The sequence below is a fragment of the Amycolatopsis sp. NPDC043889 genome (genome assembly GCF_056435645.1).
Window position 1 is genome coordinate 1 of the sequence record NZ_JBWKEC010000002.1, and the last position, 22,857, is coordinate 22,857.

Annotated in this window: 21 protein-coding genes; 12 read left to right on the forward strand and 9 right to left on the reverse strand. The window is 69.1% G+C overall.

The features are described from left to right. Positions 1-247: 247 nt before the first annotated feature. The 3 genes from AC0685_RS05545 to AC0685_RS05555 all read right to left on the reverse strand — a co-directional run bounded on the left by AC0685_RS05545 (position 248) and on the right by AC0685_RS05555 (position 3,678). Positions 248-1,432 carry an FAD-dependent monooxygenase gene (locus tag AC0685_RS05545; RefSeq protein WP_478224472.1) on the reverse strand — a complete coding sequence of 395 codons (1,185 nt, stop codon included), beginning with the start codon at positions 1,430-1,432 and terminating at the stop codon, positions 248-250. A 67-nt stretch (positions 1,433-1,499) separates the two neighbouring features. After that, positions 1,500-3,017 (reverse strand): MFS transporter, encoded by a 1,518-nt coding sequence (locus AC0685_RS05550; protein ID WP_478224473.1) that lies wholly within the window; start codon positions 3,015-3,017, stop codon positions 1,500-1,502. 124 nt (positions 3,018-3,141) lie between these two features. Continuing rightward, positions 3,142-3,678, reverse strand: coding sequence for a MarR family winged helix-turn-helix transcriptional regulator (locus AC0685_RS05555; protein ID WP_465510141.1), 537 nt, complete (start codon positions 3,676-3,678; stop codon positions 3,142-3,144). Positions 3,679-3,790: 112 nt separating this feature from the next. On the opposite strand from AC0685_RS05555, the gene AC0685_RS05560 reads away from it, so the two are divergent. Both AC0685_RS05560 and AC0685_RS05565 read left to right on the forward strand, forming a co-directional pair. Next, positions 3,791-4,225, forward strand: coding sequence for a VOC family protein (locus AC0685_RS05560; RefSeq protein ID WP_478224474.1), 435 nt, complete (start codon positions 3,791-3,793; stop codon positions 4,223-4,225). A 153-nt stretch (positions 4,226-4,378) separates the two neighbouring features. Next, on the forward strand, positions 4,379-4,567 hold the full coding sequence (locus AC0685_RS05565) for a hypothetical protein (RefSeq protein ID WP_478224475.1): 189 nt from the start codon (positions 4,379-4,381) through the stop codon (positions 4,565-4,567). 71 nt (positions 4,568-4,638) lie between these two features. Here AC0685_RS05565 and AC0685_RS05570 read toward each other — a convergent pair whose 3' ends face one another. The 5 genes from AC0685_RS05570 to AC0685_RS05590 form a co-directional block, all read right to left on the reverse strand. Next, complete coding sequence (locus AC0685_RS05570) at positions 4,639-5,148, reverse strand: hypothetical protein (protein WP_478224476.1); 510 nt, start codon at positions 5,146-5,148, stop codon at positions 4,639-4,641. Between the two features lie 133 nt (positions 5,149-5,281). After that, positions 5,282-6,157 (reverse strand): alpha/beta hydrolase family protein, encoded by an 876-nt coding sequence (locus tag AC0685_RS05575; RefSeq protein WP_478224477.1) that lies wholly within the window; start codon positions 6,155-6,157, stop codon positions 5,282-5,284. Positions 6,158-6,254: 97 nt separating this feature from the next. After that, entirely contained in the window at positions 6,255-7,079 is an 825-nt protein-coding gene (locus AC0685_RS05580; RefSeq protein ID WP_478224478.1) for an SAM-dependent methyltransferase, read from the reverse strand. 200 nt (positions 7,080-7,279) lie between these two features. Continuing rightward, positions 7,280-8,308 (reverse strand): Rieske (2Fe-2S) protein, encoded by a 1,029-nt coding sequence (locus tag AC0685_RS05585; protein ID WP_478224479.1) that lies wholly within the window; start codon positions 8,306-8,308, stop codon positions 7,280-7,282. 83 nt (positions 8,309-8,391) lie between these two features. Further along, complete coding sequence (locus AC0685_RS05590; RefSeq protein ID WP_478224480.1) at positions 8,392-9,282, reverse strand: MerR family transcriptional regulator; 891 nt, start codon at positions 9,280-9,282, stop codon at positions 8,392-8,394. Between the two features lie 423 nt (positions 9,283-9,705). Here AC0685_RS05590 and AC0685_RS05595 point away from each other — a divergent pair, with 423 nt between their 5' ends. From AC0685_RS05595 to AC0685_RS05625, 7 genes are read left to right on the forward strand one after another with little or no spacing between them, the layout of a single operon-like run. Next, complete coding sequence (locus tag AC0685_RS05595) at positions 9,706-10,806, forward strand: polyprenyl synthetase family protein (RefSeq protein ID WP_478224481.1); 1,101 nt, start codon at positions 9,706-9,708, stop codon at positions 10,804-10,806. Then, complete coding sequence (gene crtI, locus AC0685_RS05600) at positions 10,803-12,320, forward strand: phytoene desaturase family protein (RefSeq protein ID WP_478224482.1); 1,518 nt, start codon at positions 10,803-10,805, stop codon at positions 12,318-12,320. Before AC0685_RS05595 ends, crtI begins: the two co-directional genes overlap by 4 nt. After that, positions 12,317-13,279: a phytoene/squalene synthase family protein gene (locus tag AC0685_RS05605; protein WP_478224483.1), complete on the forward strand. Its 963-nt coding sequence runs from the start codon at positions 12,317-12,319 to the stop codon at positions 13,277-13,279. Before crtI ends, AC0685_RS05605 begins: the two co-directional genes overlap by 4 nt. After that, positions 13,280-13,621, forward strand: coding sequence for a lycopene cyclase domain-containing protein (locus AC0685_RS05610; protein ID WP_478224484.1), 342 nt, complete (start codon positions 13,280-13,282; stop codon positions 13,619-13,621). Continuing rightward, positions 13,618-13,938, forward strand: coding sequence for a lycopene cyclase domain-containing protein (locus AC0685_RS05615; RefSeq protein WP_478224485.1), 321 nt, complete (start codon positions 13,618-13,620; stop codon positions 13,936-13,938). The genes AC0685_RS05610 and AC0685_RS05615 overlap by 4 nt, the downstream gene beginning before the upstream one ends. Beyond that, the gene (locus AC0685_RS05620) at positions 13,935-14,666 is read left to right on the forward strand and encodes a class I SAM-dependent methyltransferase (RefSeq protein ID WP_478224486.1); all 732 of its coding nucleotides are present in this window, start codon (positions 13,935-13,937) and stop codon (positions 14,664-14,666) included. Before AC0685_RS05615 ends, AC0685_RS05620 begins: the two co-directional genes overlap by 4 nt. Continuing rightward, positions 14,663-16,192 carry an FAD-dependent oxidoreductase gene (locus AC0685_RS05625; RefSeq protein WP_478224487.1) on the forward strand — a complete coding sequence of 510 codons (1,530 nt, stop codon included), beginning with the start codon at positions 14,663-14,665 and terminating at the stop codon, positions 16,190-16,192. The genes AC0685_RS05620 and AC0685_RS05625 overlap by 4 nt, the downstream gene beginning before the upstream one ends. Positions 16,193-16,539: 347 nt before the next feature. Here the strand turns inward: AC0685_RS05625 and AC0685_RS05630 are convergent, their stop codons facing one another. After that, positions 16,540-17,775 (reverse strand): nitrate/nitrite transporter, encoded by a 1,236-nt coding sequence (locus tag AC0685_RS05630; protein ID WP_478224888.1) that lies wholly within the window; start codon positions 17,773-17,775, stop codon positions 16,540-16,542. Between the two features lie 181 nt (positions 17,776-17,956). Here AC0685_RS05630 and AC0685_RS05635 point away from each other — a divergent pair, with 181 nt between their 5' ends. From AC0685_RS05635 to AC0685_RS05645, 3 genes are all read left to right on the forward strand, one after another. After that, positions 17,957-18,850: a hypothetical protein gene (locus AC0685_RS05635; RefSeq protein ID WP_478224488.1), complete on the forward strand. Its 894-nt coding sequence runs from the start codon at positions 17,957-17,959 to the stop codon at positions 18,848-18,850. Continuing rightward, positions 18,796-18,999: a hypothetical protein gene (locus AC0685_RS05640; RefSeq protein ID WP_478224489.1), complete on the forward strand. Its 204-nt coding sequence runs from the start codon at positions 18,796-18,798 to the stop codon at positions 18,997-18,999. Before AC0685_RS05635 ends, AC0685_RS05640 begins: the two co-directional genes overlap by 55 nt. A 155-nt stretch (positions 19,000-19,154) precedes the next feature. Further along, the gene (locus AC0685_RS05645) at positions 19,155-22,856 is read left to right on the forward strand and encodes a nitrate reductase subunit alpha (RefSeq protein WP_478224490.1); all 3,702 of its coding nucleotides are present in this window, start codon (positions 19,155-19,157) and stop codon (positions 22,854-22,856) included. Position 22,857: the final 1 nt, after the last annotated feature.

The window sequence follows — 22,857 nt, forward strand, 5'->3', positions numbered from 1 at the left end:
TGGACTGATATCCCCGATCGACTACGAAAACACCGCCACCAACCCCGAACAGCAAGCAGCATAGTGGAGTCCTCCACGCTACGGGGGGAAGCTCAACCTGGGCAATTGGCCTGGACCCGTCCAGAACCATCTTCACGGCCTCGTCCTTGAACTCAGGCGAAAACTTCCGCCGACGCTGAGACACTCAATTCTCCGATCCAGTCTCTCCCACCTTAGTGGGCCGACTGTCCGGAAAGCGCGGGGCAACTCAGGGGTAGGTAGGAAGGTCGATGGCGTCTGAGGGTGGGTTGGTGAATCGGGTGGCGAGGCGGCTGATTTTGGGGTTGGTGGCGAGGCTTGCGATGGTGTTGAGGAGGCGGATGCCGGTGTGGGTTTTCGGGGAGGCCAGGCGGGGCGCGATCCATGGGACTTTCTGTGCTTGTGCGACGTAGGGCCGCATGATGGTTTCGTAGGCGTGGAAGGCGTCGTGGTGGTCGGTGTGTCGGCTGAGTTCGCCGGCGAGGACGTAGGCGCCGACGAGGGCGAGGCTGGTGCCCATGCCGCTGAGCGGGGAGGCGCAGTAGGCGGCGTCGCCGACGGCCGCGATCCGGCCGCGTGACCAGTGCTTGAGGTGCATCTGGCCGATGGATTCGAAGTAGAAGTCCGGTGAGTCGGCCATGGTGTCGAGGACGCGTGGGGTTTCCCAGCCGGCGTCGGCGTAGTGGCGGCGCAGGAAGTCCTGTTGTGCGGGGGCTTGCAGCCGTTCGAGTCCGGGTTGCGGGTACAGGAAGGACAGTGAGGCGCGGGTGGTGCCTTGGTTGTCGGGGCGCAGGAGGACGACGCGGCGGCCGGGGGCGTTGTACCAGCGGGCCCAGCGGCCGTCGGACTCGGCGCGGGGAATGGTGAAGTAGGCGGTGTAGAGACCGAACGAGCGGGTGCGGGCGATGTCGGCGAAGACGAGGTCGCGGGTGCGGGATCGGAGGCCGTCGGCGAGGACGACGAGGTCGAATCGCCGGTCCGCGCCGTTGCGGAAGGTGACGTCCACGCCGTCGCCGGTGTCGGTCAGCCCGGTGATCTCGTTGCCGAAGACGTAGTCGATGTCGTCGCGGGTGTGCTGGTGAAGCAGGCTGGCGAGTTCACCGCGCAGGAGTTCCAGTTCGGTGACGAACCCGTCGCCATCAAGGGAATCGGTGCCGAACGACGCTCGGATCCGGTTGCGGGCGTCGACAAAGTGCATTCCCTCCTCATGGGTGATGCGGTCGCGGGCGGCCTGTTCGAGGCCCATCCGTTCGATGACGGTGCGGCCGGCGCCGCGCAGGTCGACGGTCTGCCCGCCAGGGCGTAGTTCCGGCGCGCGTTCGATCACGGTCGCGGTCATGCCGTGCTGGTGGAGCCAGTAGGCGAGCGCGGGCCCGGCGATGCTGGCGCCGGAGATCAAGATGGTGCGGGACATGGGTGTCCTCCTTACGGAGCGGGATGCTGGGGTGCCTGATCATGGGCACCGGGCGCGGTGCCCATGATCAGCGGGAGCCGTCTGCGGTCCGGGAGGCGGGCGCGGCGCTCGCCACCGTGGTGTCCGCGTCCACGATGTCCGCCGGTGTCGTGGCGTCGGTATCGGCGGCGAGGTCCGCGTCGTCGGGGCGGGCGCGACGGGGGAACAGCGGTGAGATGAGCAGGAACAGTCCGATGACGATCGCCTGGACCACGAGGGCGTCACGGAAGCTCTCGGTGGGCTGGGTGACGTCGGCGAAGAACACGGTGCTGAACACCGCGACACCGACCGAGCCGCCGATCGCCTGGACCGCGGACAGGACGCCGGAGGCGGAGCCGACCTCGTCGTCGTCGACGGCGCCGAGCACGGTGTTGAACACCGCGGCGATCACGATGCCCGCACCGATGCCGGCGACGACGCTGCCGGGCACGATCTGCCAGATCGTGAAACCGGTGGTGTCGGCCAGAGCGATCCACAGCCAGGCGACACCCGCGAACTGGACGATGGCCCCGGCTTGCAGGACGGCCCTGCCGAGTTTGGCGGCGAGCAATCCCCCGCTGATCCCGCCGCCGACGGCGGTGCCCAGCGCGACCGGCAGATTGCCCAGCCCGGCCTCCCCTGCGGTGAAACCCTGGCCCATCTGCAGGAAGAACGTCAGCACCAGCTGGGTGCCGATCAGGCCGCCGAAGAACAGCGCGACCGCGGCCAGCCCGACGGTGAACGCGGGTTTGCCGAACAGGGCCGGGGTGACCAGCGGGTCGCGGTCCAGGCGCACGACACGGCGCTGCCACAGCGCGAATCCGACGTAGCCGAGCGCGGCGGCGGACAGCGAAAGCCAAGTCCACAACGGCCATCCCGCGGCCTGCCCCTCGTTGAGCGGCAGGACCAGCAGCGCGGACGCGGCGGCGACGAGCACCGCGCCGACGATGTCCACGCGCAGAGTCCGGACCCCGGCGCCGCGGGGCACCAGCCGCCAGGCCAACACCAGTGCGACGAGACCGACCGGGACGTTGACCAGGAACACCAGCCGCCAGCCGAGGCCGAACACATCCCAGTCGACCAGCGCACCACCCAATACCGGGCCCAGCACACCGCCGAGTCCCAGCACCGGCCCGAAGATCGCGAGGGCCTTGGTGAGATCACGGGGCGTCAGGTTGTCGCGCAGGATGCCGAGGCCCTGCGGCAGCATCATCGCCCCCGCCACGCCCTGGACCAGGCGGAAGGCGATCAACAGTCCGACACTCGGCGCGACCGCACACAGCAGCGACGCGAGGGTGAAGGCCACGAGCCCGAACAGGAACATCGGACGGCGGCCGAAGCGGTCACCGAGCCGCCCGCCCAGCACGAGGCCCGCGCCGAGCGTCAGGGCGTAGCCGCCGATCACCCACTGCAAGCCGACCGGACTCGAACCCAGGGACCGCTCGAGCGACGGGCCCGCCACGTTGACGATCGTCGAGTCGATCAGATCCATCAACTCGACGACAAGCACGGTGGCCAGCAGCCACCACACCGCCCGCGGCGATATCTTCTTCTCGGGTATAGACATGATTTTCTCCAGATTCTGGTGGTAGCGCCCGTTTCCAGGCGCGTTCGTACGCCGGAGGACATCCGCGCGGAACGAACGCCCCCGGTGGGCATGTGTGGCGGCTTGCCTGCCGCGGCGAGAAAAGTCAGCGCTTGGGGAAGGAGTCCGCTGTGTCCGTGTAGATCTGCACGACTCCGGTCAAGAAGGCCTCCACGACATCCCGGTCGCGGGGGGCCAGCGCTTCGACGAGGCCCTCCACGCCGCGCAGCAGCGGACGCAAGTGACCGAAGAGCCGGTCCGCCGACTCCGCGACCGGCTCGACCATCACCTTGCGGCGATCGGTGGGATGCGGACGGCGGACGATGTGCCCGGCCTTCTCCAGCCGGTCCACGACGTGCGTGCTCGCCGCGGTCGAGACCCGCAGCCTGTCCGCGAGCTCCTTGGCGGTCAACGGGCCGTCGGTGGTGAGGTGCTCCATTGCCGCCAGATCCGTGGCGTTGATCCCCAGAGCCCCGCTTAGGCGCTGCTCGATCACCCGCGTCAACGTCCCCACCTCTTGCAGGCGTTCCATCACCGCGTTGCCCACGCCAGGGGACTCGACCGTCCGCCGACCAGGCAGATGGTCCGGCCCGGCGGCGGGCGTCGTGTCGGCGCGACGAGAGCCGCGAGCAGAGGAAGTCATGGCCAGTAGACTACTAGATAAGTCACTAACTAGCTTAGCGAGTTTCTGTGATGGTTGCCACCAGGCCCAGGTCTTCCCCCGCAGCGGGGTCGCCTCCTACCGTCTGGTCCTCATGACGACAAGCAACACGGCCGGGCTCACCCCGGCCGGCCCTCAAATCTGGCCCACCCTGCGATGCCGTGACCTTCGCACTTTGATCGACTTCTACGAAACGGCATTCGGTTTCAAGGTCAGGGTCGCCTATCCCGACCACACCGGGCAACTCGTTCACGCCGAACTCGCCGGCCCTCGCGGCGGCGGCATCATGCTGGGCTTGGACGGCAACGACTACGTCGATCCACGACAGCGGATGCCCGTGGCGCCGGTTCGGTGCTACGTCGTCGAACCCGACCCCGACGCGCTCTTCGCCCGCGCCGTCGCCGCCGGAGCCGACGTGGTCCGCGAGCCCTACGACACGCCTCACGGGACCCGCGACTGCGAACTCCAAGACCCCGAAGGAAACCGTTGGCTCTTCGGCACCTCACCCGGCGAGCTATCCACCTCCTGAAGCAACCTCCGGGCCCTTCGGTCCCGCCACCCACAAGGTCAGGGCGGTTCGACCGGTGAGCCCAGTGCGCAACTGGTCGACCTCCCGCCCGAACAGCAGCGCCGGCCTCCGCATACCCGCGAACGTGGCCCGGTTGAGCCAGCGCGGCAGCGTTTGCGGAACATCCTGGCCGGGCCGGAGAACTCGCTCGCCGACACATACATCGGCACCCGGGAGCGCGGGCACGGCGGGAACACTGAGCTTCTCGGCCACGTACTGCCCGACAATCACGTGTCCGATGTGGACGACAACGTCGACATCGGACAGCACCGCCGCCGCCGGCAGCCGCTGCGCCAGCCCTAGCTTCGCCCGCGCCCCATCCGCTCATGTCGCATCGAGTGCGTTGCGCCCCGCTCCTAGTCCGGAAGGAATGATCACGTCACGTCCGCCACTCCGGCTGACAAGGCCAGTCCCTCAGTATTCAGGCGCGGTGACCGAGGCCGGATGGGAGTAACGCGGGCGGCGGTTTTGCTCTGTTCGGCCAAGGCAGCGTTCTCCAGACTCAGCAGGTTGAGCGACGCGGCGTAGATTGCGAGGCGTTCCTCAAGTCCTGCGGTGTAGGTCAGCAGCTCCGCGTGCTTCTTCTTGAGCAACTCGTAGTCGCCGAGTCGCTTCTCGAACGCGGCCGGGGTGTTGTCCGCTGCCTTCACACGAGCTTGGAACAGGTCCTTGAGGTCTAGGTGCTGGTGGGTGAGATACCAGCGTTTGACGCCTGCTTCGAGGGCCAGCTGGGAGATGCTGAGCCTGCCTGTGGATCTCACCGGGGTGTGAGCCGACCGACTTGATGAGGCGAAGGAGCAGGACTGGTTCGGTGAGGTCGCCGCGATCGAGACCACCCTGGCCGCCGCAACACAGAAGCTCGAGGCTATGCAGGCGTTGGCCACCCAATACACCACAGCCCTGGGTATGCCGAGTTTCCGCCCCGAAGTGGGAAGGTCAAGCTCAGACGGCTGACCCATGCAATCGCTTGCCCGTCCGCTTCTGCCGATGGGCGTGCGTCGGCTGGGCGAATCGATGTCAAGTCCGCTCTGTGATCCACCGGGTCAGGGTTTCGAGGTAGCCGGACGCCAGACCGGTGCCGCCGTCTACCTGAACGCGGTGGTTGGCGTGGGGAAACACCTCAACGGTCAGCGTGGCCCGAGGATGGCGATCGGGATGGCAGCCGGCCGCGGAGAACAGATAGATGCTGTCGGCCACCGGAACCAGTTCATCGGCGCCACCGAAGATCGCCAGGTGCGGACAGTGCAGGCGCAGCGCGTTCGGGATCGGATCGTGGTCTTGCTTGCGCTTGGTGAACTCCCAGAGACTCTCGTCCATCTCGGCCCAGTACTCGCTGAACAGATCATTGACAGCAGCAGAGATCGGCGCGGACCGGACCAGTCTCGTTGCTTCGGCGAAGTCGGCACCGTGCCGACCGGCGCCGACAAGACGGTCGTACGCGGCCAGAGCAGTATCGACGTCGTCGGACGTGACGCCGACTGTCTGCCGGAGGGCGTTAGCCAGTGCGTACCGGTCCTGAGCAGCGGGTGTCATGCCGGGGCAGCCGTTGGTGACCACCCAGGGAACATCCTCTCGGGCCGCGGCGCACAGGACGACCCAGCCGCCTTCGCTGTGCCCGAACAGTCCTGTGGTTTCGGCTTGCACTCCGGGTTGCGCACGGAGGAAGTCCAGGGCGGCGACGGCGTCGACCGCCAAGTCGTCGATGGTCGCTTCGCGCCAGTCACCGGAGGACGCGTCAACACCGCGCTTGTCGTATGACAGCACAGCGATCCCGGCTTCCACGAGGTGTCGGCGGATCGGGGGAAAGTGAGTGTCGTTGTTCCGGTCCGACGGTCCGGACCCACCTACCATGACCACCCCCGGAGCCGGAACACCGCCATCGGGAACAGCCATCGATCCCGCCAACACCACCTCGGCGCTTGAGAAAGCTACATCGCGTACGAGCTCATCGGTAGGGACAGCTGAACCAATTCAGGTCGGTCTCGGACTTTCAGTGGGTGCGCGCGACGCCGGCCAGACCACGCGACCGGGCGGCGTCCTTGCCGGCGCACGCGATGTCGGGGTGCCATTGAGGTAGCCACACCAGGCCGGGCTCGACCAGCTCCAAGTCTCCGAAGAACTCGGCGATCTGCTCACGCGACCGCATGATCGCCGTGTGATTGGTCCGGCGCCCGTACTCCTGCGCCACCTTCTTGCCCGCGTTCTGCGTCTCGACATCCTCCGGCGCGACATGAATATGCGACACCGCCAGGAAACTGCCCGGCGGCAGCATCGCGCGGTGGAACCCGAGCGCGGCGTGCGGATTCTGCCCGTCCGGCATGAAATGCAACAGGGCCACCAGCAGCAGCCCGATCGGCCGCGTCCGGTCGATCAGGCCCGTGTCGAGCACCCGATCCCACAGCAGACGCCGGTCGAAGAAATCGGCGTCCAGCGCGGCATGCCGGTTCGGGTCCGCAGTCTGCTCCAGCAGGATCTGCGCGTGCGCCCGGGCAATCGGCTCGTTGTCGATGTAGACCACCCGGCATTCACCCGGTGCCACCTCATCGGCGACCTCGTGCACATTGCCCTGCGTCGGCAATCCGGAGCCAATGTCCACGAACTGCCGGATGCCCTGCCCGACCATGAAACGGACAGCCCGGCCGAGGAACGCCCGATTCGCACGGGCGAAATCCCGGATCTCCGGCAGCACCGCAAGCTGCTGCTCGGCGAACGCCTGATCGACGGCAAAGTTGTGCGACCCGCCCAGCAGATAGTCATACACCCGCCCCACCGAGACCTTGTCCACCGACGCGGCCACACGGGCATCCTCATCCATGCTCATCGTGTACCCCAAGAGTTTTTCACAGAGGCGCATCAGTACCGGCACACTACCGGGACCGGAAACGGCTCGACGCCCACCGCCGGAGCGTCCACCACGTGCCACAGGTTCTCGTCACCCATCGACATGCCGCAGTTTGAGCAGCGGTTTCTGCACCGCGCCCAGCATCTGCCCGCACCCACGATCACGACGTCGGTTCATGCCCGGCCATCGGCGACGTCTCCCGCTCGCAAGGCATAGCGCCGCTCGGCGTAGGCGAGGTCGTCCCGCCAGAGACGCGCGGACGCACGGCGCATCAGGGGCCGCAGAGCCGGTGCGATCCGGGCGGCCTTGGCGAAACCGGGCCGGTCGGACGTGGCTATCGTCGCCTCGATCACGGCGGTACGCGGTCGTCCGTCGGGGCCGTTCCCGAGCGGCGTGGCATGGGTTTCGACCACGCTGCCCGCGCCTTCGCCGTCGACGATGGTCATCAGCACCGTGCGCGGCTCGGGGCAGGTGAACTCGGCGATCACCGGCACGCCCAGTTTCCCGGCGAGCCGGAAGGTCACTTCGACGACGAACTTGTCCTCGGCGCCGGTGACGTCGTTCCCTTGTGGAGCCGACAGGACCTTCAGCCGGGTGAACGAGTACGGATGGAACCACGCTCCGTGCCAAGGATCGAGCCGGTTCGCGACAACGTCCACCGGTTCGCAGGTCCCGGTCAGCGTCGCGACCGCGTCGATGGTGACGTCGCCTCGCGGACGGACGGGCACGATCGGCCGCTCCGTGGGGCTTTCACCACCGAAGCGGTCGAGGCGAACCCAGGCGAGCACTCCGTCGTCATGGGACGGCAGCCGTGACCAGCCCGGCCGCTCGGGCCCGATCCGCAATCCGTGCCACCGGCAGACCAACTCTCCACAATGGACACGAGCCTGGTCGAGCGGAGCACCGAGATGCGGGCAGGCACCCGGGCCGATGACCAGGTCACCATCCGGACCACGCCAGGCCACCAGTTCCCGGCCACCGGCGCGCAGACCCAGTGGCTGATCCGCGCCGATCTCACGACTGGCCGCGACGACGAACCAGTTGCCCGCCGGACGGGCGTCGGCGCGTTTGACCGCGGCGTCGATCAGCGCGGGGCGGCATTCGCGGTAGGTCGGTTCCTGCCGGGCCCAAGCCGGTTCCCGGAACGGCTGGACCGGCCACTTCGCCGGCCAGCGCTCGACCACCTGCCGCCTGAGATCCACCGGAAACCCTCCTGCCGCGCGTCCTCTGCCGGAACGATCCATACCCAGCAATCCTCAGGCACTTGAAGCGATCTCGCAACGGTTTAGGCTTTGAAGCGGGCGGCGGCGACCTCCAGCGCGGTGGTCAGATCGTTGACCCAGGGCGCGCCACGAACGTTGAGGCCCTCCCAGCCGGGACCGGCGACTACGACCTCGGACCCCTGCCGCTGCAGACGCTCACACAGCAGGACGTCGACGGTACTGGCGGACATCGACCACAGGACCACCAGCACCGGATCCATTCTGGACGCCAGACCGGCCAAGGTCTCCGCGGGCACCATTTGACCGAGGTAGACGGCGGGGACACCGATCTCCGCCAGGGACGCCCGGAGAACCTCGACCGGCAGGCTGTGCCGCTCCTCCGGGCAACAGGCGATGAGTACTCCGCGTTCAGACGGCGCGGTGGTGAATCGGGCGACGTAGCGTTGCAGTGCCAGGGAAACCTCGGTGGTGAGCGCCCATTCCGACTCGAAACACACGTCACCCCGGGACCAGCGGCCTCCGAGGCCACGCAGGATCGGCAGCAACACGTCGGCCCACGTCGCCGCCGCGCCGACCGCGTCGAGGGTCTCGTCCAGCAACGCCGCGATGGAAGCGAACTCGAGGTCTTCCGCGGCCTGCTCGAGTTCGTCGACCAGCCTGTCGACGGGTACGACCGGGACCGTCTCACCGATACCGGAGAACGCCGCCGCGGCCGCCTCGCGGGCGGGAATTCCCCGGTCGATCAGCCGCTGCATATGCTGCAACCTGCGAACATCCGCGTCCGAGTAACGGCGATGACGCCCGCCTGCACGAAGGGTGGGGCCGACCCCGTAACGCGAATCCCAGGTCCGGAGCGTGACCGGCGAGACGCCCAGCATCTCGGCGACCTTGCCGGGGGTCCACGAACCGCCGGCTCGGGGGCCGCCAAGGCCGCTCATCTCGTCGACGTCCATCCGTTCCACATTTCCGGTGCCAGTGCCCGCTCACAGGGCTATCACTGCGGGCAGCTTACGAGGTCACCGGACGTGGGCAGGCGCATACCGTCCCCGGAACGAAGAACGCCCGGCGGCGCCACGGAGGGGCCCAAGGGAAGGACCGGTCCACACCAGGCGCCGCCGGGCATCCGGAGCCAGGCGCGAGGGGCGCCGGGCTCCTGAGGGTGGCGGGGACCGGGCCACTCTCGTCCGCGAGACGGTCTTTCTTCGATCCGCGAGCGATCCGGGTTTGAGCCGGGAAATCCCGGGAAACCCACGATTTCCTTGCCCTATCAGCCGACACCGCTCGAGTTGCGGGCGTACCGCCGGATCTAGTAGACAAGGTACACCAGACGTGAAACGGTTATGAAACGAAATCACCGGATCGGCGGAGGGAAGGCGATGGCGTCGACAATGGCGGCGGGAACAGTGCCGTCGAAGGAGGCGCAGGTCGCCTGGCTGGACGCTTTGAGCGGGCGTTGTCTTGCCGAAGCCCACGGTTTCGTCGCAGCACGGGCCGCCGAGCACTTTTCCGGCCGTGGCGAGGGCGAACTCGCGGAAACCGTCCTCCCTCAGTTCCTCGCCGGAGGGAAATTCCTCCGGCCGATGTTCGCCTATGTCGGCTGGCGATGCGGAGGCCCGGAATCGGACGCCGCTCTGCGGGCCGCGTCGAGCTTGGAATTGCTCCATTGTTTCGCGCTGGCGCAGGACGACGTCATGGACGCCTCGGCGCTGCGGCGGGGCCGTCCCGCGCTGCACGTGCGGTTCGCGCGGTGGCATGCCGAACAGGGGTGGAGTGGCTCCGCCGACCGGTTCGGCGAATCCGCGGCGACGCTCGCCGGTGACCTTTTCCTGGTCTGGTCGGAGCAGCTGCTCCGGGAGTCCGGTTTGGACGCGGAAACGCTGTCGCGCGGCTGGCCCAGGTACGACGCGATGCGCGCGGAGCTGGCGGTGGGCCAACTCGCCGATCTGGTGAACGACGCCCGGACGCTTCCCGGCTGGGACGCGCTGCTCGACGTGCTGCGCCGGAAGTCCGGCAACTACACCGTCCGCAGGCCGCTGGAGTTCGGCGCGGCGCTGGCGGGCTGCGGTCCGGACGTCATGGCCGCCCTCGCCGAGTACGGCGGCCTGGTCGGCGAGGCGTTCCAGTTCAAGGACGACCTGCTCGGTGTCTTCGGTGATCCCGCGGTCACCGGCAAACCCGCCGGCCAGGACCTCCGCGATCGCAAGGCGTCCAGCGTCGTGGTGCTCGCCGTGGAGATGGCCGACCGGCGGCAGCGTGACGAACTCGGCGAACTGCTGAACCTGACCACGGTCGACGACGACGCGGTGGCCCGATGGCGCGAACTGATCACGGCGACCGGCGCACGCGAACGCCTCGGCGAACTCATCCGGGAACGTGCCGACAAGGCGCTCGCGGTCATCGACCCAGCCGTCGTCCCCCGACAGTCCGCGGACGCGCTGGCCGTCCTCGCCACCCGGTGCACGGAGCGCGACCAGTGAAAACGGTGCCCGGCCGGACGGACCGGATCGTCGTCGTGGGAGCGGGGTTGTCGGGGCTGGCGGCCGCGTTGCACCTGGCGGGTCGCGGTCGCGAGGTCACTGTCCTCGAACGCGACCCGGGCCCTGGTGGCCGCGCGGGGCGCGTCGAACGCAAGGGCTATCTGCTCGACACCGGCCCGACGGTGCTGACCATGCCGTCGATCCTGCGGGACACCTTCGGCGCCGTGGGCGCCGAACTGGACAAGGAACTGCCGCTCACCCGGCTCGACCCGGCCTACCTGGCACAGTTCGCCGACGGCAGCACCCTGCCCGTGCACACCGACGCCGCGGCGATGACGGACGCGGTACGCGAGTTCGCCGGGCCTGCCGAGGCCGCGGGCTACCTCCGGCTGCGCGACTGGCTGACCCGGCTCTACCGCACCGAGTTCGGCCGGTTCATCGACTCGAACATCGACTCACCGCTGGGCATGCTCAACCCGGATCTGGCCCGTCTGGTGGCGCTGGGCGGATTCCGGCGGCTGGACCCGAAGATCGGGTCTTTCCTGTCCGACGAGCGGCTGAAGCGGGTGTTCACCTTCCAAGCGCTCTACGCGGGCGAGTCGCCCATGCGGGCGCTCGCGCTGTACGCGGTCATCTCCTATATGGACACTGTCGGCGGCGTGTACTTCCCTCCCGGCGGGGTCGCGGCACTGCCCCAGGCGCTCGCCCGGGTCGCCGCCGAGAACGGCGTCACCTTCCACTACGGCGACCCCGTGCGCACGCTCGAACGCGACGGCAGCCGGATCCACGCGGTCCGCACGGCCGCCGGCGAACGCCATCCGTGCGACGCCGTCGTCCTCACGACCGAGCTACCCGAGAGCTACCGGTTGCTCGGCCGAGCTCCGACGCGGCCTGTTCCGCTGCGGCCCGCGCCGTCGGCGCTGATCCTGCACACCGGCGGCCCCGATACCCGGCCCGATGTCGGGCACCACACCATTTCCTTCGGACACGGGTGGCGCTCGACCTTCGACGAACTCATCACCACCGGCCGCCGCATGAGCGACCCGTCCCTGCTGATCACCCGGCCGACCGCGACCGATCCGGGCCTCGCACCGCCGGGCCGTCAGCTCTACTCGATCCTCGCGCCGGTCCCGAATCTCGACCGGGGCCCCGCGGATTGGGCCGCCGAAGCCGGACCGTACGCGGAGGAGATCCTCGCCGTCGCGCGGCAGCGGCTCCTGCCGGATTTCGAACCCGAGTTCACCGAGGTCATCAGCCCCGCCGACTGGGCCGACCGCGGGCTCGTGGCCGGAACCCCCTTCGGCTACGCCCATTCCTTCGTCCAAACCGGACCGTTCCGGCCCCGAAACCTCCCACGTGGCACCGAAAACGTCGTCCTCGCCGGAGGTGCGACGGTGCCGGGAGTGGGCGTGCCGACCGTGCTGATCTCCGGCAGGCTGGCCGCCGACCGGATCACCGGCGTGCCCGGACGCCGCTCGCGCGTCCTCGACCTGACCACGGAGGCGAGCCGATGACCCGACGCGAACTCGACGCCGCCGAAATCCACGACCCGAGCCTGCGAGCCGCGTACACCTGGTGCCGCGACATCAACGCCCGGCACGGCCGGACGTACTTTCTGGCGACCCGCATGCTGACCCCAGCGCAACGGCCCGCCGTCCACGCGCTCTACGGATTCGCGCGATGGCTGGACGACATCGTCGACGAGCCCGACGCGGACACCACCCCGGAGTCCTTGGCCACACGACTGTCCGAAGTGGAGGGTCGGTTTCTCGCCGAGCTGACCGCGGGGACCAGTGACGATCCCCTGCTGGCGGCGGTGATCGACACGGCGGCCAGGTACGAGCTGGAGGAACCGCTCTTCCGCGACTTCTTCACGTCGATGCGGATGGATCTGAGCGTCACCGACTACGCCACCAGACACGATCTCGACGATTACGTGCGCGGCTCGGCGGAGGTGATCGGCCTGCAGGTGCTCCCGATCCTCGGCGCCGTGGCTCCTCGCGAAGAGGCGGCACCGCGCGCCGCCGCGCTCGGCAAGGCCTTCCAGCTGACCAACTTCCTCCGCGACGTCGCCGAGGACTTCGCGCGCGGCCGGGTCTATCTGCCCGCCGACGAACTCAAGGAACACGACGTCGACCGCGAACGGCTCTCCTGGTGCGCCGAGCACGGCCGAGCCGACGTCCGCGTGCGGGCCGCGATCAAGGAACAGATCGCGGTGACCCGGCGCGTCTACGCCGAAGCGCGGCCGGGAATCGCGATGCTGCATCCGGTCTCACGCCCCTGCGTGGCCACCGCCGCGACCCTGTACGGGGAGATCCTCGACCGGATCGAAGACGCCGGCCACGACGTCTTCGCCGGCCGGGCGACGGTGTCCCGGCGCCGCCGGCTCGGGGTCGCCTGTGGCGCGCTCGCCCGTTCACAGTGGGCTCGGACGCGGCATCCCGCCCCCGCTCCCCCTTCGGCGGTGGGCTGAGTGGGCAAGGTCGAATACCTGGTCGTACTGGCGGCATGTGTCCTGGTGACGCTCCCGTTGGAAATCGCGGGCGCCCGCGTCTACCGGCAGCCGAAACGCCTCGCCCGCGCGCTGCTCCCGGTGGCCGTGGTCTTCCTCGTCTGGGACGCGCTGGCGATCGCCGGTGAGGTCTGGAGTTACGCGCCCGAATTCGTCACCGGCGTCCGCGCCCCGTTCTCCCTTCCGCTGGAAGAGATCCTGTTCTTCGTCGTGATCCCGATCTGCGGGGTGCTGACCTACGAAGCGGTCCAGCTCACCCTCACCGCGGTCCGGCGGCGCGGGAAACAGGCGGTCCGGCGATGATCCCTTGGGGTTACACCGTTCCGGCCGTCGTCTCGGTGATCGTGGTCGTACTGTTCGAGCTCGCCGTGCTGAAGACCGGGCTGTTCCGCAAACCCGCCTACTGGCTCACCATGGCGATCGTCACCGGCTTCCAGATCCCCGTCGACGGCTGGCTGACGAAGCTGTCCTCGCCGATCGTCCTCTACGCGCCCGAACACATCACCGGCTGGCGGTTTCCCTGGGACATCCCGGTCGAAGACTTCCTCTTCGGCTTCGCGATGGTGACCGCCGTGCTGCTGCTGTGGGAACGAGCCCGATCACGAGAGGAAGCGCGATGAACGCCATGGCGCGGGACGGTTTGCCGCGCGATACCGTGCCTTCGGCCTTCGACACCGAAGCCCGGTTCTACGACCGCCTCGTCGGCGCGAATCCCGGCTACCACGAACACTTGCGCCTTTCGGCCCGGCGGCTCGCCCTTCCCGCGGAGGCATCCGGATCGCGGGTGCTGGACGCCGGCTGCGGAACCGGCGCGTCCACGGCGGCCCTCCTGTCGGTGATGCCGAACGCCCGGATCACCGCCTTCGACGCGTCCGGCGAAATGCTGGAGCGAGCCCGGAGCAAGACCTGGCCGGACAGCGTCGAATTCGTGCACACACCGGTCGAGGAGCTGGCCGGGATCCACGGTCCGTTCGACGGCATCCTGGCGGCGTACCTGCTGCGTAATCTCATCGACCCGACCACGCAGCTGCGACGGCTTCGCGGGCTGCTCCGGCCGGGTGGGCGGATCGCGGTGCACGAGTACTCCGTCCGCGATTCCCCGCGCGCCCGCTGGGTCTGGAACGCCGTCTGCGCGGGTGTGATCATCCCGCTCGGGAAGCTCACCACCGGCGACGCCACGCTCTACCGTCATCTCCGCCGCAGTGTCCTCGAGTTCGACGGCGTCACCTCACTCGCCCGGCGCCTCACCGACGCCGGCTTCACCGGCGTCCACACCGCGACCGTCGGCGGCTGGCAGCGGGACATCGTCCACACCGTCGTCGGCACCGCGCCCTCGGAGACGGTGTGACCGGCCCCAGGGACCCCCGCCGCGTCACCCGGCCGGCCCCGCCAGGGCTGGCCGACGCCGGACTGCTCGGACGGCGTCCCACCGCCGCGATCGTGGGCGGCGGCATCGCCGGGCTCACCGCGGCTACCGGACTGGCCGAACGCGGCGTCGCCGTCACCGTCTTCGAACGCGAGGGCCATCTCGGCGGCCGGGTCGGCGGTTGGCGGGAACAGCTGGCGGACGGCACCGCGGTGACCATGAGCCGGGGTTTCCACGCGTTCTTCCGCCAGTACTACAACCTGCGCGCCCTGCTCGCGCGCACCGATCCGCGGCTGGACCGGCTCACCCCGCTGACCGACTACCCGCTGCTGGACGCACACGGCCGCATCGACACCTTCGCCGGGCTTCCGCGCACCCCGCCGTGGAACGCGGTGGCGTTCGCCTGGCGTAGCCCGACCTTCACCCGCAAGGATCTGCTGCATCTCAGCGGCCGCGAGGCGTTGCCGCTGGCGACGGTCAGCGTGCCGGAGATCTACCACCGGCTCGACCGCACCGACGCCTCGACCTTCCTCGAAGCGATCAACTTCCCGCCCGCCGCCAAGCACCTCGCGTTCGAGGTCTTCTCCCGCAGCTTCTTCGCCGACCCGCGCGACCTGTCGGCCGCCGAGCTGGCGACCATGTTCCACCTGTATTTCCTGGGCTCCAGCGAAGGTCTGGTCTTCGACGTACCGACCGAGCCGTTCCCCCAAGCGCTCTGGGACCCGCTCGCGAGCTATCTCACCGGCCGCCGCACCGACATCCGCACCGGCACGACGGTGACCGGCCTCGGCCGGACCCCGGAAGGTTTCGCCATCGAATCAGGCGGCCGGACAGAGAACTTCGACGGCGTGGTCCTCGCCTGCGACGTCTCCGGGCTGCGCGAAATCGTCGCCGCTTCACCGGGTATCGGCACCGAGGCCTGGCGAGCCGACGTCGGCGGTTCGCGTACCGCCCCGCCCTTCCTGGTCCGGCGGCTCTGGCTCGACCGCCCGGTCGAGTCACATCGTTCACCGTTCCTCGGCACCGGAAGCATCCCGCCGCTGGACAACATCAGCCTGCTCGACCGGTACGAGGGAGAAGCTCGGCGCTGGGCCGCCCGCACCGGCGGATCGGTCGTCGAACTGCACGCCTACGCGGCCACCACCGAGGACTCGAGCGGGTTGGAAAAGGCACTGGAAGGCCGCCTCCACGAGATCTACCCGGAGACCCGGGAAGCTCGCGTCGTCGGCGAAATCACGTTGTGGCGCGAAGACTGCCCGCTGTTCGGCGTCGGCGACTTCGCCCGACGGCCCACGGTGGAAACCCCGGACCCGGCCCTCGCGCTCGCGGGCGACGGCATCCGGATCGACCTCCCGGTCGCCCTCATGGAACGCGCGGCCGCCACCGGCTGGACCGCGGCGAACACCCTTCTCGGGCACTGGGGCCTTGCCGGGCACCCGATCCGGTCGGTCCCCAACCACGGCCGGATCCGTCTGCTGAACCGGCTGGCCGCCTCGAAGTCCGACTGAACGCCTATGGCGCGTCTGATAGTCCTCTGCGGTGGCGAGCGGGAATCAGTGTGGTGCCTTCGCGATGCGGAGCGAAGCCCCCGTACTGGACCGTGCTCGGGCCTTGCGACAGCGCCCCGCGGCTCTCCCGGGTGGCAGTGCCGGAGCATGACTTTCGCCGTTGACTTGGCGGAGTGATCTGGCTGCACCGCAGAGGACGCCGTGCCCTGGCTCCCTTGGCCGGGATGGGTGTCGGCGAGGCACTGACATCGGACCCCGGAGCGCCGAGGGCACGAGCCCGCGGACGTCCACGGAGGTTCGCGACCAACACAGCAGATGCGCGGTGGCACGAGTTCGTGCCCGTTCTGTCAGCCACACGACTCGAACTGCTCGGCCTCACGCTCGGCGATCGCACCACGCACGGCGGTCGCGGTGAAGGCCAACGCGGCGGCGGCGACAGCGGCCAGGGCGGCCAGGCCCAGGGCGTACGAGCCCAACGCCCCGTACAGGGCGCCCATCACCAGTGGCGGCACGAATCCGCCCAGACCACCTGCTGCGCCGACGATCCCGGTGACCGAACCGACCTTGTTCCCCGGTGCCAGCAGCGCGACGAGCGCGAAGACAGCGCCACTGCCGGCGCCGAGCGCGGCGGCCATGGACAGGAAGGTGATCGTGCCGACCGGCATCAGGGCCGGGGTGAACGCCGTGACCGCAGCCGCGGCGGTGACCACCGCGAAGACTCCGGCCAAGACCCGCACCGGTCCGATACGGTCGGACAGCCACCCGCCCACGGGGCGCATCAGCACGGCCAAGAGCACGAAGCCGGCCATCCGGTTGGCAGCGTCGGCCTGCGTAAGCCCATAGGCAGCCTTCAGATAGGCGGGCAGATAGACGGAAAACGCCACGTAGCCACCGAAGGCGACCGCGTACAGCGCCGATGCCTGCCACGTGATGGGCAGGCGAGCCGTGTCGGCCAAGCGGCGGCGGGCGGACTCGGTCGGCACCGTCCGGCCTGGTGCGTCCCGCAGCAGCAGGAACGCGGTGACGGCGTAGAGGGCCAGTACGACGGCGGTGAGTACGAACGGTGTCGCCGCTCCGCCGGCGTCCACGAGCGGCACGGTGGTCAAGGCACTGATCGCGGTACCGCCCATGCCCGCCCCGAACACGCCGATCGCCAGTCCACGTCGCTGTGGCGGGAACCAGGCGTTGACGAACGGCACCCCCACGGCGAACGCGGTACCGCCGATGCCGAGGAAGAATCCGCCGACCAGCAGGGCCGCCAGCGAGGTATCCCCCACCAGGCCGAGGAAGAGCACCGGCACGATCGTCGCCACCGAGACCAGCGGGAACATCACGCGTCCGCCGTACCGGTCGGTCAACGCACCAACGGGGATCCGCCCGACCGAGCCGACCACGACCGGGACGGCGACCAGCAGCGCCTGCTGGAACGCGCTCAGCCCGAGGTCCTCTTTGAACAGTGGGCCGAGTGGGCTCAGCAACGCCCACGCCCAGAAGTTCACCGCGAAACCCACGGTCGCGATCGCCAGCATGAGCATCCGCCGACCGGCCGGTGGTCCGCCGTCGTTCTCGTCCTTGTTGCCCATGGCCGGATCCGTACCCGGCGTTGTCACGTGCGTCGTCATGTCGCCTCGGACGTTCTCGTCGTAAGTAGTGGACAGCTCAAGGATGCGAACCGAACCGGCGGATCGACAGAGATCGACGGTCCCGTCCTCGCGGGCCGAACGTCCCTTTCGGCGGAATCGCCGTCCGGCTTTCCTCGACGGCGTGGACGAAACACCTCGGACCGACCTCGCGCCACCGACCGCGGCGCGCCCGCGAGGGCCGTTGTTCGTGTGGGCCAACGCGGTGGTGCTGGGCTGGCTGGCCGTCGCCGTCGTGCTGTCGGCCGCGCACCAAGTGCTCGGCTTGCCGGGCTGGGTCGCGCTGCACGCCCTGCTGCTGGGTGCGGTCACCAACGCCATCTTGATCTGGTCCGAACACTTTGTGGTGACGCTGTGCCGCGCACCGGCCCCACCCGTCCGACGGGTGGCGGCCGGACTGATGGCACTGAACCTTTTCGTGGTCACCGTGCTCGCCGGAGTCACCACGGACGTATCCGTGGTGACCGGTGCCGGTGCCGCGGGCGTCTGCGTGATCGCCGCCGTGCACACCGTTTTCCTGGTGCGTACCTACCGAAAGGCGCTTCAGCGCCGGTTCGGCCACCTCATCGGCTTCTACGCCTCGGCGAGCGTCGCGCTACTGGCCGGCGCCGTCACGGGTGCGGCGCTCGGCACCGGGGCCGCGACCCCGATCTGGTACTCGCGCCTGTGGGGTGCGCACGTCCACCTGACTTTGTTGAGCTGGGTGGGATTCGCGGTGCTGGGCACCCTGTTCACCCTGTGGCCGACCACACTCGGCACCCGGATCGCCGACGGCACCGCTTCGGCGGCGCGTCGCGCGCTCCCGGTGCTGGCGGTGGGACTGGTCCTCACCGTGGGCGGCATTCTCGCGGCGAGCCAATGGCTGACCCTCGCCGGTCTCGCGTGCTACGCCGCCGGTGTCACTGTTGCGATGATCCCGCTCGTTCGTGCGCTCGGCACCCGCCGTCCGCGAGGTCCGGCGGCTTGGATGCCGGCCGCCGCCATCGGCTGGACGGCCGCGTCCTGGCCGCGAAGCTGATCCTGTTCACCCTGGTCATGGCCGCGGCGACCGTGCACGGCATCGCGCAGGCCAAGCGACGGCCCGCCGCCGCACGAGCCGCGTCCATCACCGCGCTCGTCGGCTCGCTCGGCGTGATCCTGCTCGCCACCGGCCTGGTCGAACAGTAGCCCGCCGGATGGCCCGGCAGGACGGGACCGAAGGTCCCTCCGTGCGGGACGTTCGCCTGGTGATCGGCGGGCCGCTCTCGCCGAACATAGGTGATGCCTTACCGGTCACCCGCCTCGGTCCCGGTGTCCGGATCACTCGAAGGAGCCGCGTCCCCGTGTCTTCCCATCCTGCCCCTGCGAACGACCACGTTCCCGGCCACGGGCCGCTGCTCGGTGCCCGTCGTTTCCTGACCAAGGAGACGGTCGGTGACCACGGCCGGACCCTCCACCAGATCGATTCCGGTGCCTGGGAGTCGTTCTACCGCGACCGATGGAGCTACGACCGGGTCGTGCGGTCGACCCATGGCGTCAACTGCACCGGTTCGTGCTCGTGGAACGTATTCGTCAAGGACGAGCTGATCACCTGGGAGCACCAGGCGACCGACTACCCGACCACTGGCCCGGACAGCCCGGACTACGAACCCCGGGGTTGTCCGCGCGGGGCGTCTTTTTCCTGGTATGAGTACTCGCCTTCCCGAGTCCGGCACCCCTACGTACGGGGCTCGCTGATCACGATGTTCCGGGCGGGGCTGCGGCGGTTCGGCGATCCGGTCGAAGCCTGGGCCGACATCGTCGAGGACCCGCGCAAGGCAGCCGTCTACAAAGGACAGCGCGGTCGCGGCGGGTTCGTGCGCGCGTCGTGGGACGAGGTGACCACCTTGGTCGCCGCCGCGCATGTGTACACCACCAAGGCCTACGGGCCCGATCGTGTCGTCGGGTTCTCACCGATCCCGGCGATGTCCATGGCGTCCTTCGCGGCGGGCACCCGCTACCACGCGTTGCTGGGCGGCACGCTGCTGTCGTTCTACGACTGGTACGCCGATCTGCCGATCGCCTCGCCCCAGGTGTGGGGCGACCAGACCGACGTCCCCGAGGCCGGCGACTGGTGGAACTCCACCTACCTGGTCATGTGGGGCTCCAACATCCCGGTCACCCGCACCCCGGACGCCCACTTCCTCGCCGAGGCCCGCTACCGCGGCACCAAGGTCGTCGCCGTCAGCCCCGACTACGCCGACAACGTCAAGTTCGCCGACGACTGGCTCGCCCCTCGGCCCGGCACCGACGGTGCGCTGGCGATGGCCATGGGCCACGTGATGCTCACCGAGTTCTTCCGCGACCGCCAGGTCCCCTACTTCACCGACTACGTGCGGTCCTACACCGACCTGCCCTTCCTGGTGACGCTTCGCGAACAGGAACCGGGCGTCTATGTCGCGGACCGGTTCCTCACCGCCGCGGACCTCGGCGACGAAGATCCTGGCGCGCGACACAAGACCGTTTTGCTCGACGACACGTCCGGTGCCCCGGTGGTGCCGGGTGGGTCGCTGGGATTCCGCTACGGCCCTGAGGGCGAAGGCCGGTGGAACCTCGACCTCGGCGACGTCGTGCCCGCGCTCGGCGTGCTCGATCACGCCACCGGACAGGTTCCCGTGGACCTCGCCCGGTTCGACATCGGCGAGACCGAGGGCGGCGCCACCATGCGCCGCGGTGTTCCGGTCAAGCGCGTGGGCGACCACCTCGTCACCGGCGTCTTCGACCTCATCATGGCCCAGTACGGCGTCCGTCGCGGCGACCTGCCCGGCGAATGGCCGACCGGGTACGCCGACGCCGACGCCCCGCACACGCCCGCGTGGCAGGAGCGGCTCACCGGTGTTCCCGCGGCGATGGCGGCCAAGATCGGGCGCGAGTTCGCCCGCAACGCCGAGCGCAGCCGCGGCCGTTCCCTGATCGCGCTCGGCGCGGGCGCGAACCAATGGTTCCACTCGGACATGACCTATCGCGCCTTCATCGCGCTGGTCACGCTCACCGGCTGCCAGGGCGTCAACGGCGGCGGCTGGGCGCACTACGTCGGCCAAGAGAAGGCGCGGCCGATCACCGGGCAACAGCACATGAGCTTCGCCTTCGACTGGCAGCGACCGATGCGGCACCAGGCGAGCACCCCGTTCTGGTACCTGCACACCGACCAGTGGCGCTACGAGAAGGTGCCCGCCGACGAGCTCGCTTCGCCGCTGGGACAGGGACGGCTGGCGGGTATGGCGTTCGCCGACACCGTCGCGGCAGCTCAGCGCATGGGCTGGTCGCCGGGCCATCCGGCGTTCGACCGCAACCCGCTCGACCTCACCGACGAGGCCGCGGACGCGGGCGTGAGCACGAGCGAGCACATCGTCTCAGAGCTGCGCGCGGGACGGCTCAAGGCCGTCGCCGACGACCCGGACGACCCCGCCAACTTCCCCCGCTGCCTGACCTTGTGGCGGGCGAACCTGCTCGGCTCCTCCGGCAAGGGCAACGAGTTCTTCATGAAGCACCTGCTCGGCGTGGATTCGCTGGCGTCGGCCGACGAGTGCGGTCCCGAGGAGCGTCCCCGTGACGTGGTGTGGCGGGACGAAGCGCCCACCGGCAAGCTCGACCTGCTCACCGCGATCGACTTCCGGATGACCAACACCGGCCTGCATTCCGACGTCGTCCTGCCCGCCGCCACCTGGTACGAGAAGCACGACATCTCCACCACCGACATGCACCCGTTCGTGCACGCGTTCTCACCCGCCGTCGCCCCGCCGGGTGAGGTGCACACCGACTACGACGCCTTCCTCTCCATCGCCGACAAGGTCAGCGAGCTGGCGGTCACCCACCTCGGTACCCGCCGCGACGTGCTTGCCGCGCCGCTGCAGCACGACACGCCCGACGAGCTCGCGACGCCGTCCGGCCGGGTCCGGGACTGGAAGCGCGGCGAGTGCGAACCGGTGCCGGGCGTGACGATGCCGAAGCTGGTCGAGATCGAACGTGACTACACGCTCATCGGCGCGAAGATGCGTGCCGTCGGCCCGTTGCTGGACAAGCTCGGCACCACGACCAAGGGCATCACCGTCGACGTCACCACCGAGCTGGAGTACCTGCGCCACCAGAACGGCGTCGTGCCCGACGGCCCGTTCGCCGGCCGTCCGTCACTGTCCACAGCGGACCGGATGTGCGAGGCGATCCTCGCGCTGTCCGGCACGACCAACGGCCGCGTTGCCCACGAAGGCTTCCAGCAACTGGAAAAGCGGACCGGTCACCAGTTCACCGACCTGATCGAGGGCCACGAAACCGATCACGTCACGTACGCGTCCACTCAGGAGGCGCCGCAGCCGGTGTTCACCAGCCCGGAGTGGTCCGGCTCGGAAAAGGGCGGGCGCCGGTACTCGCCGTTCACCATCAATGTCGAACGGCGCAAGCCGTGGCACACTCTCACCGGCAGGCAGCACTTCTTCGTCGAGCACGACTGGGTCGCCGAACTGGGCGAGCATCTGCCCGGCTACCGGCCGCCGTTGAACATGGCCCGGCACTTCGGAAAGCCCGGCGAACTCGCCGACGGCGGCGTGACCGTCCGGTTTCTCACTCCGCACGCGAAGTGGTCGATCCACTCGATGTACCACGACAACGAACTCATGCTCGCGCTCTCCCGCGGTGGTCCGGTGATCTGGATGAGTGTCGAGGACGCCGCCAAGATCGGTGTCGCCGACAACGACTGGGTCGAGGCCGTCAACCGCAACGGCGTGATCGTGGCCCGCGCCGTCGTCAGCCACCGGATGCCCGAGGGCACGGTGTTCCAGTATCACTCCCCCGAACGCACCGTGAACGTCCCGAAGACCGAGAAAAGCGGCAAGGGCAAGGGAAAGCGCGGCGGCTACCACAACTCGATGACCCGGCTGCTCATCAAGCCGACCCATCTCGCGGGCGGCCACGCCCAGCTGACCTACGCCTTCAACTACTACGGCCCCATCGGCAGCCAGCGCGACGAGATCACCGTGATCCGCCGCCGCGGCCAGGAAGTGGAGTACTGAC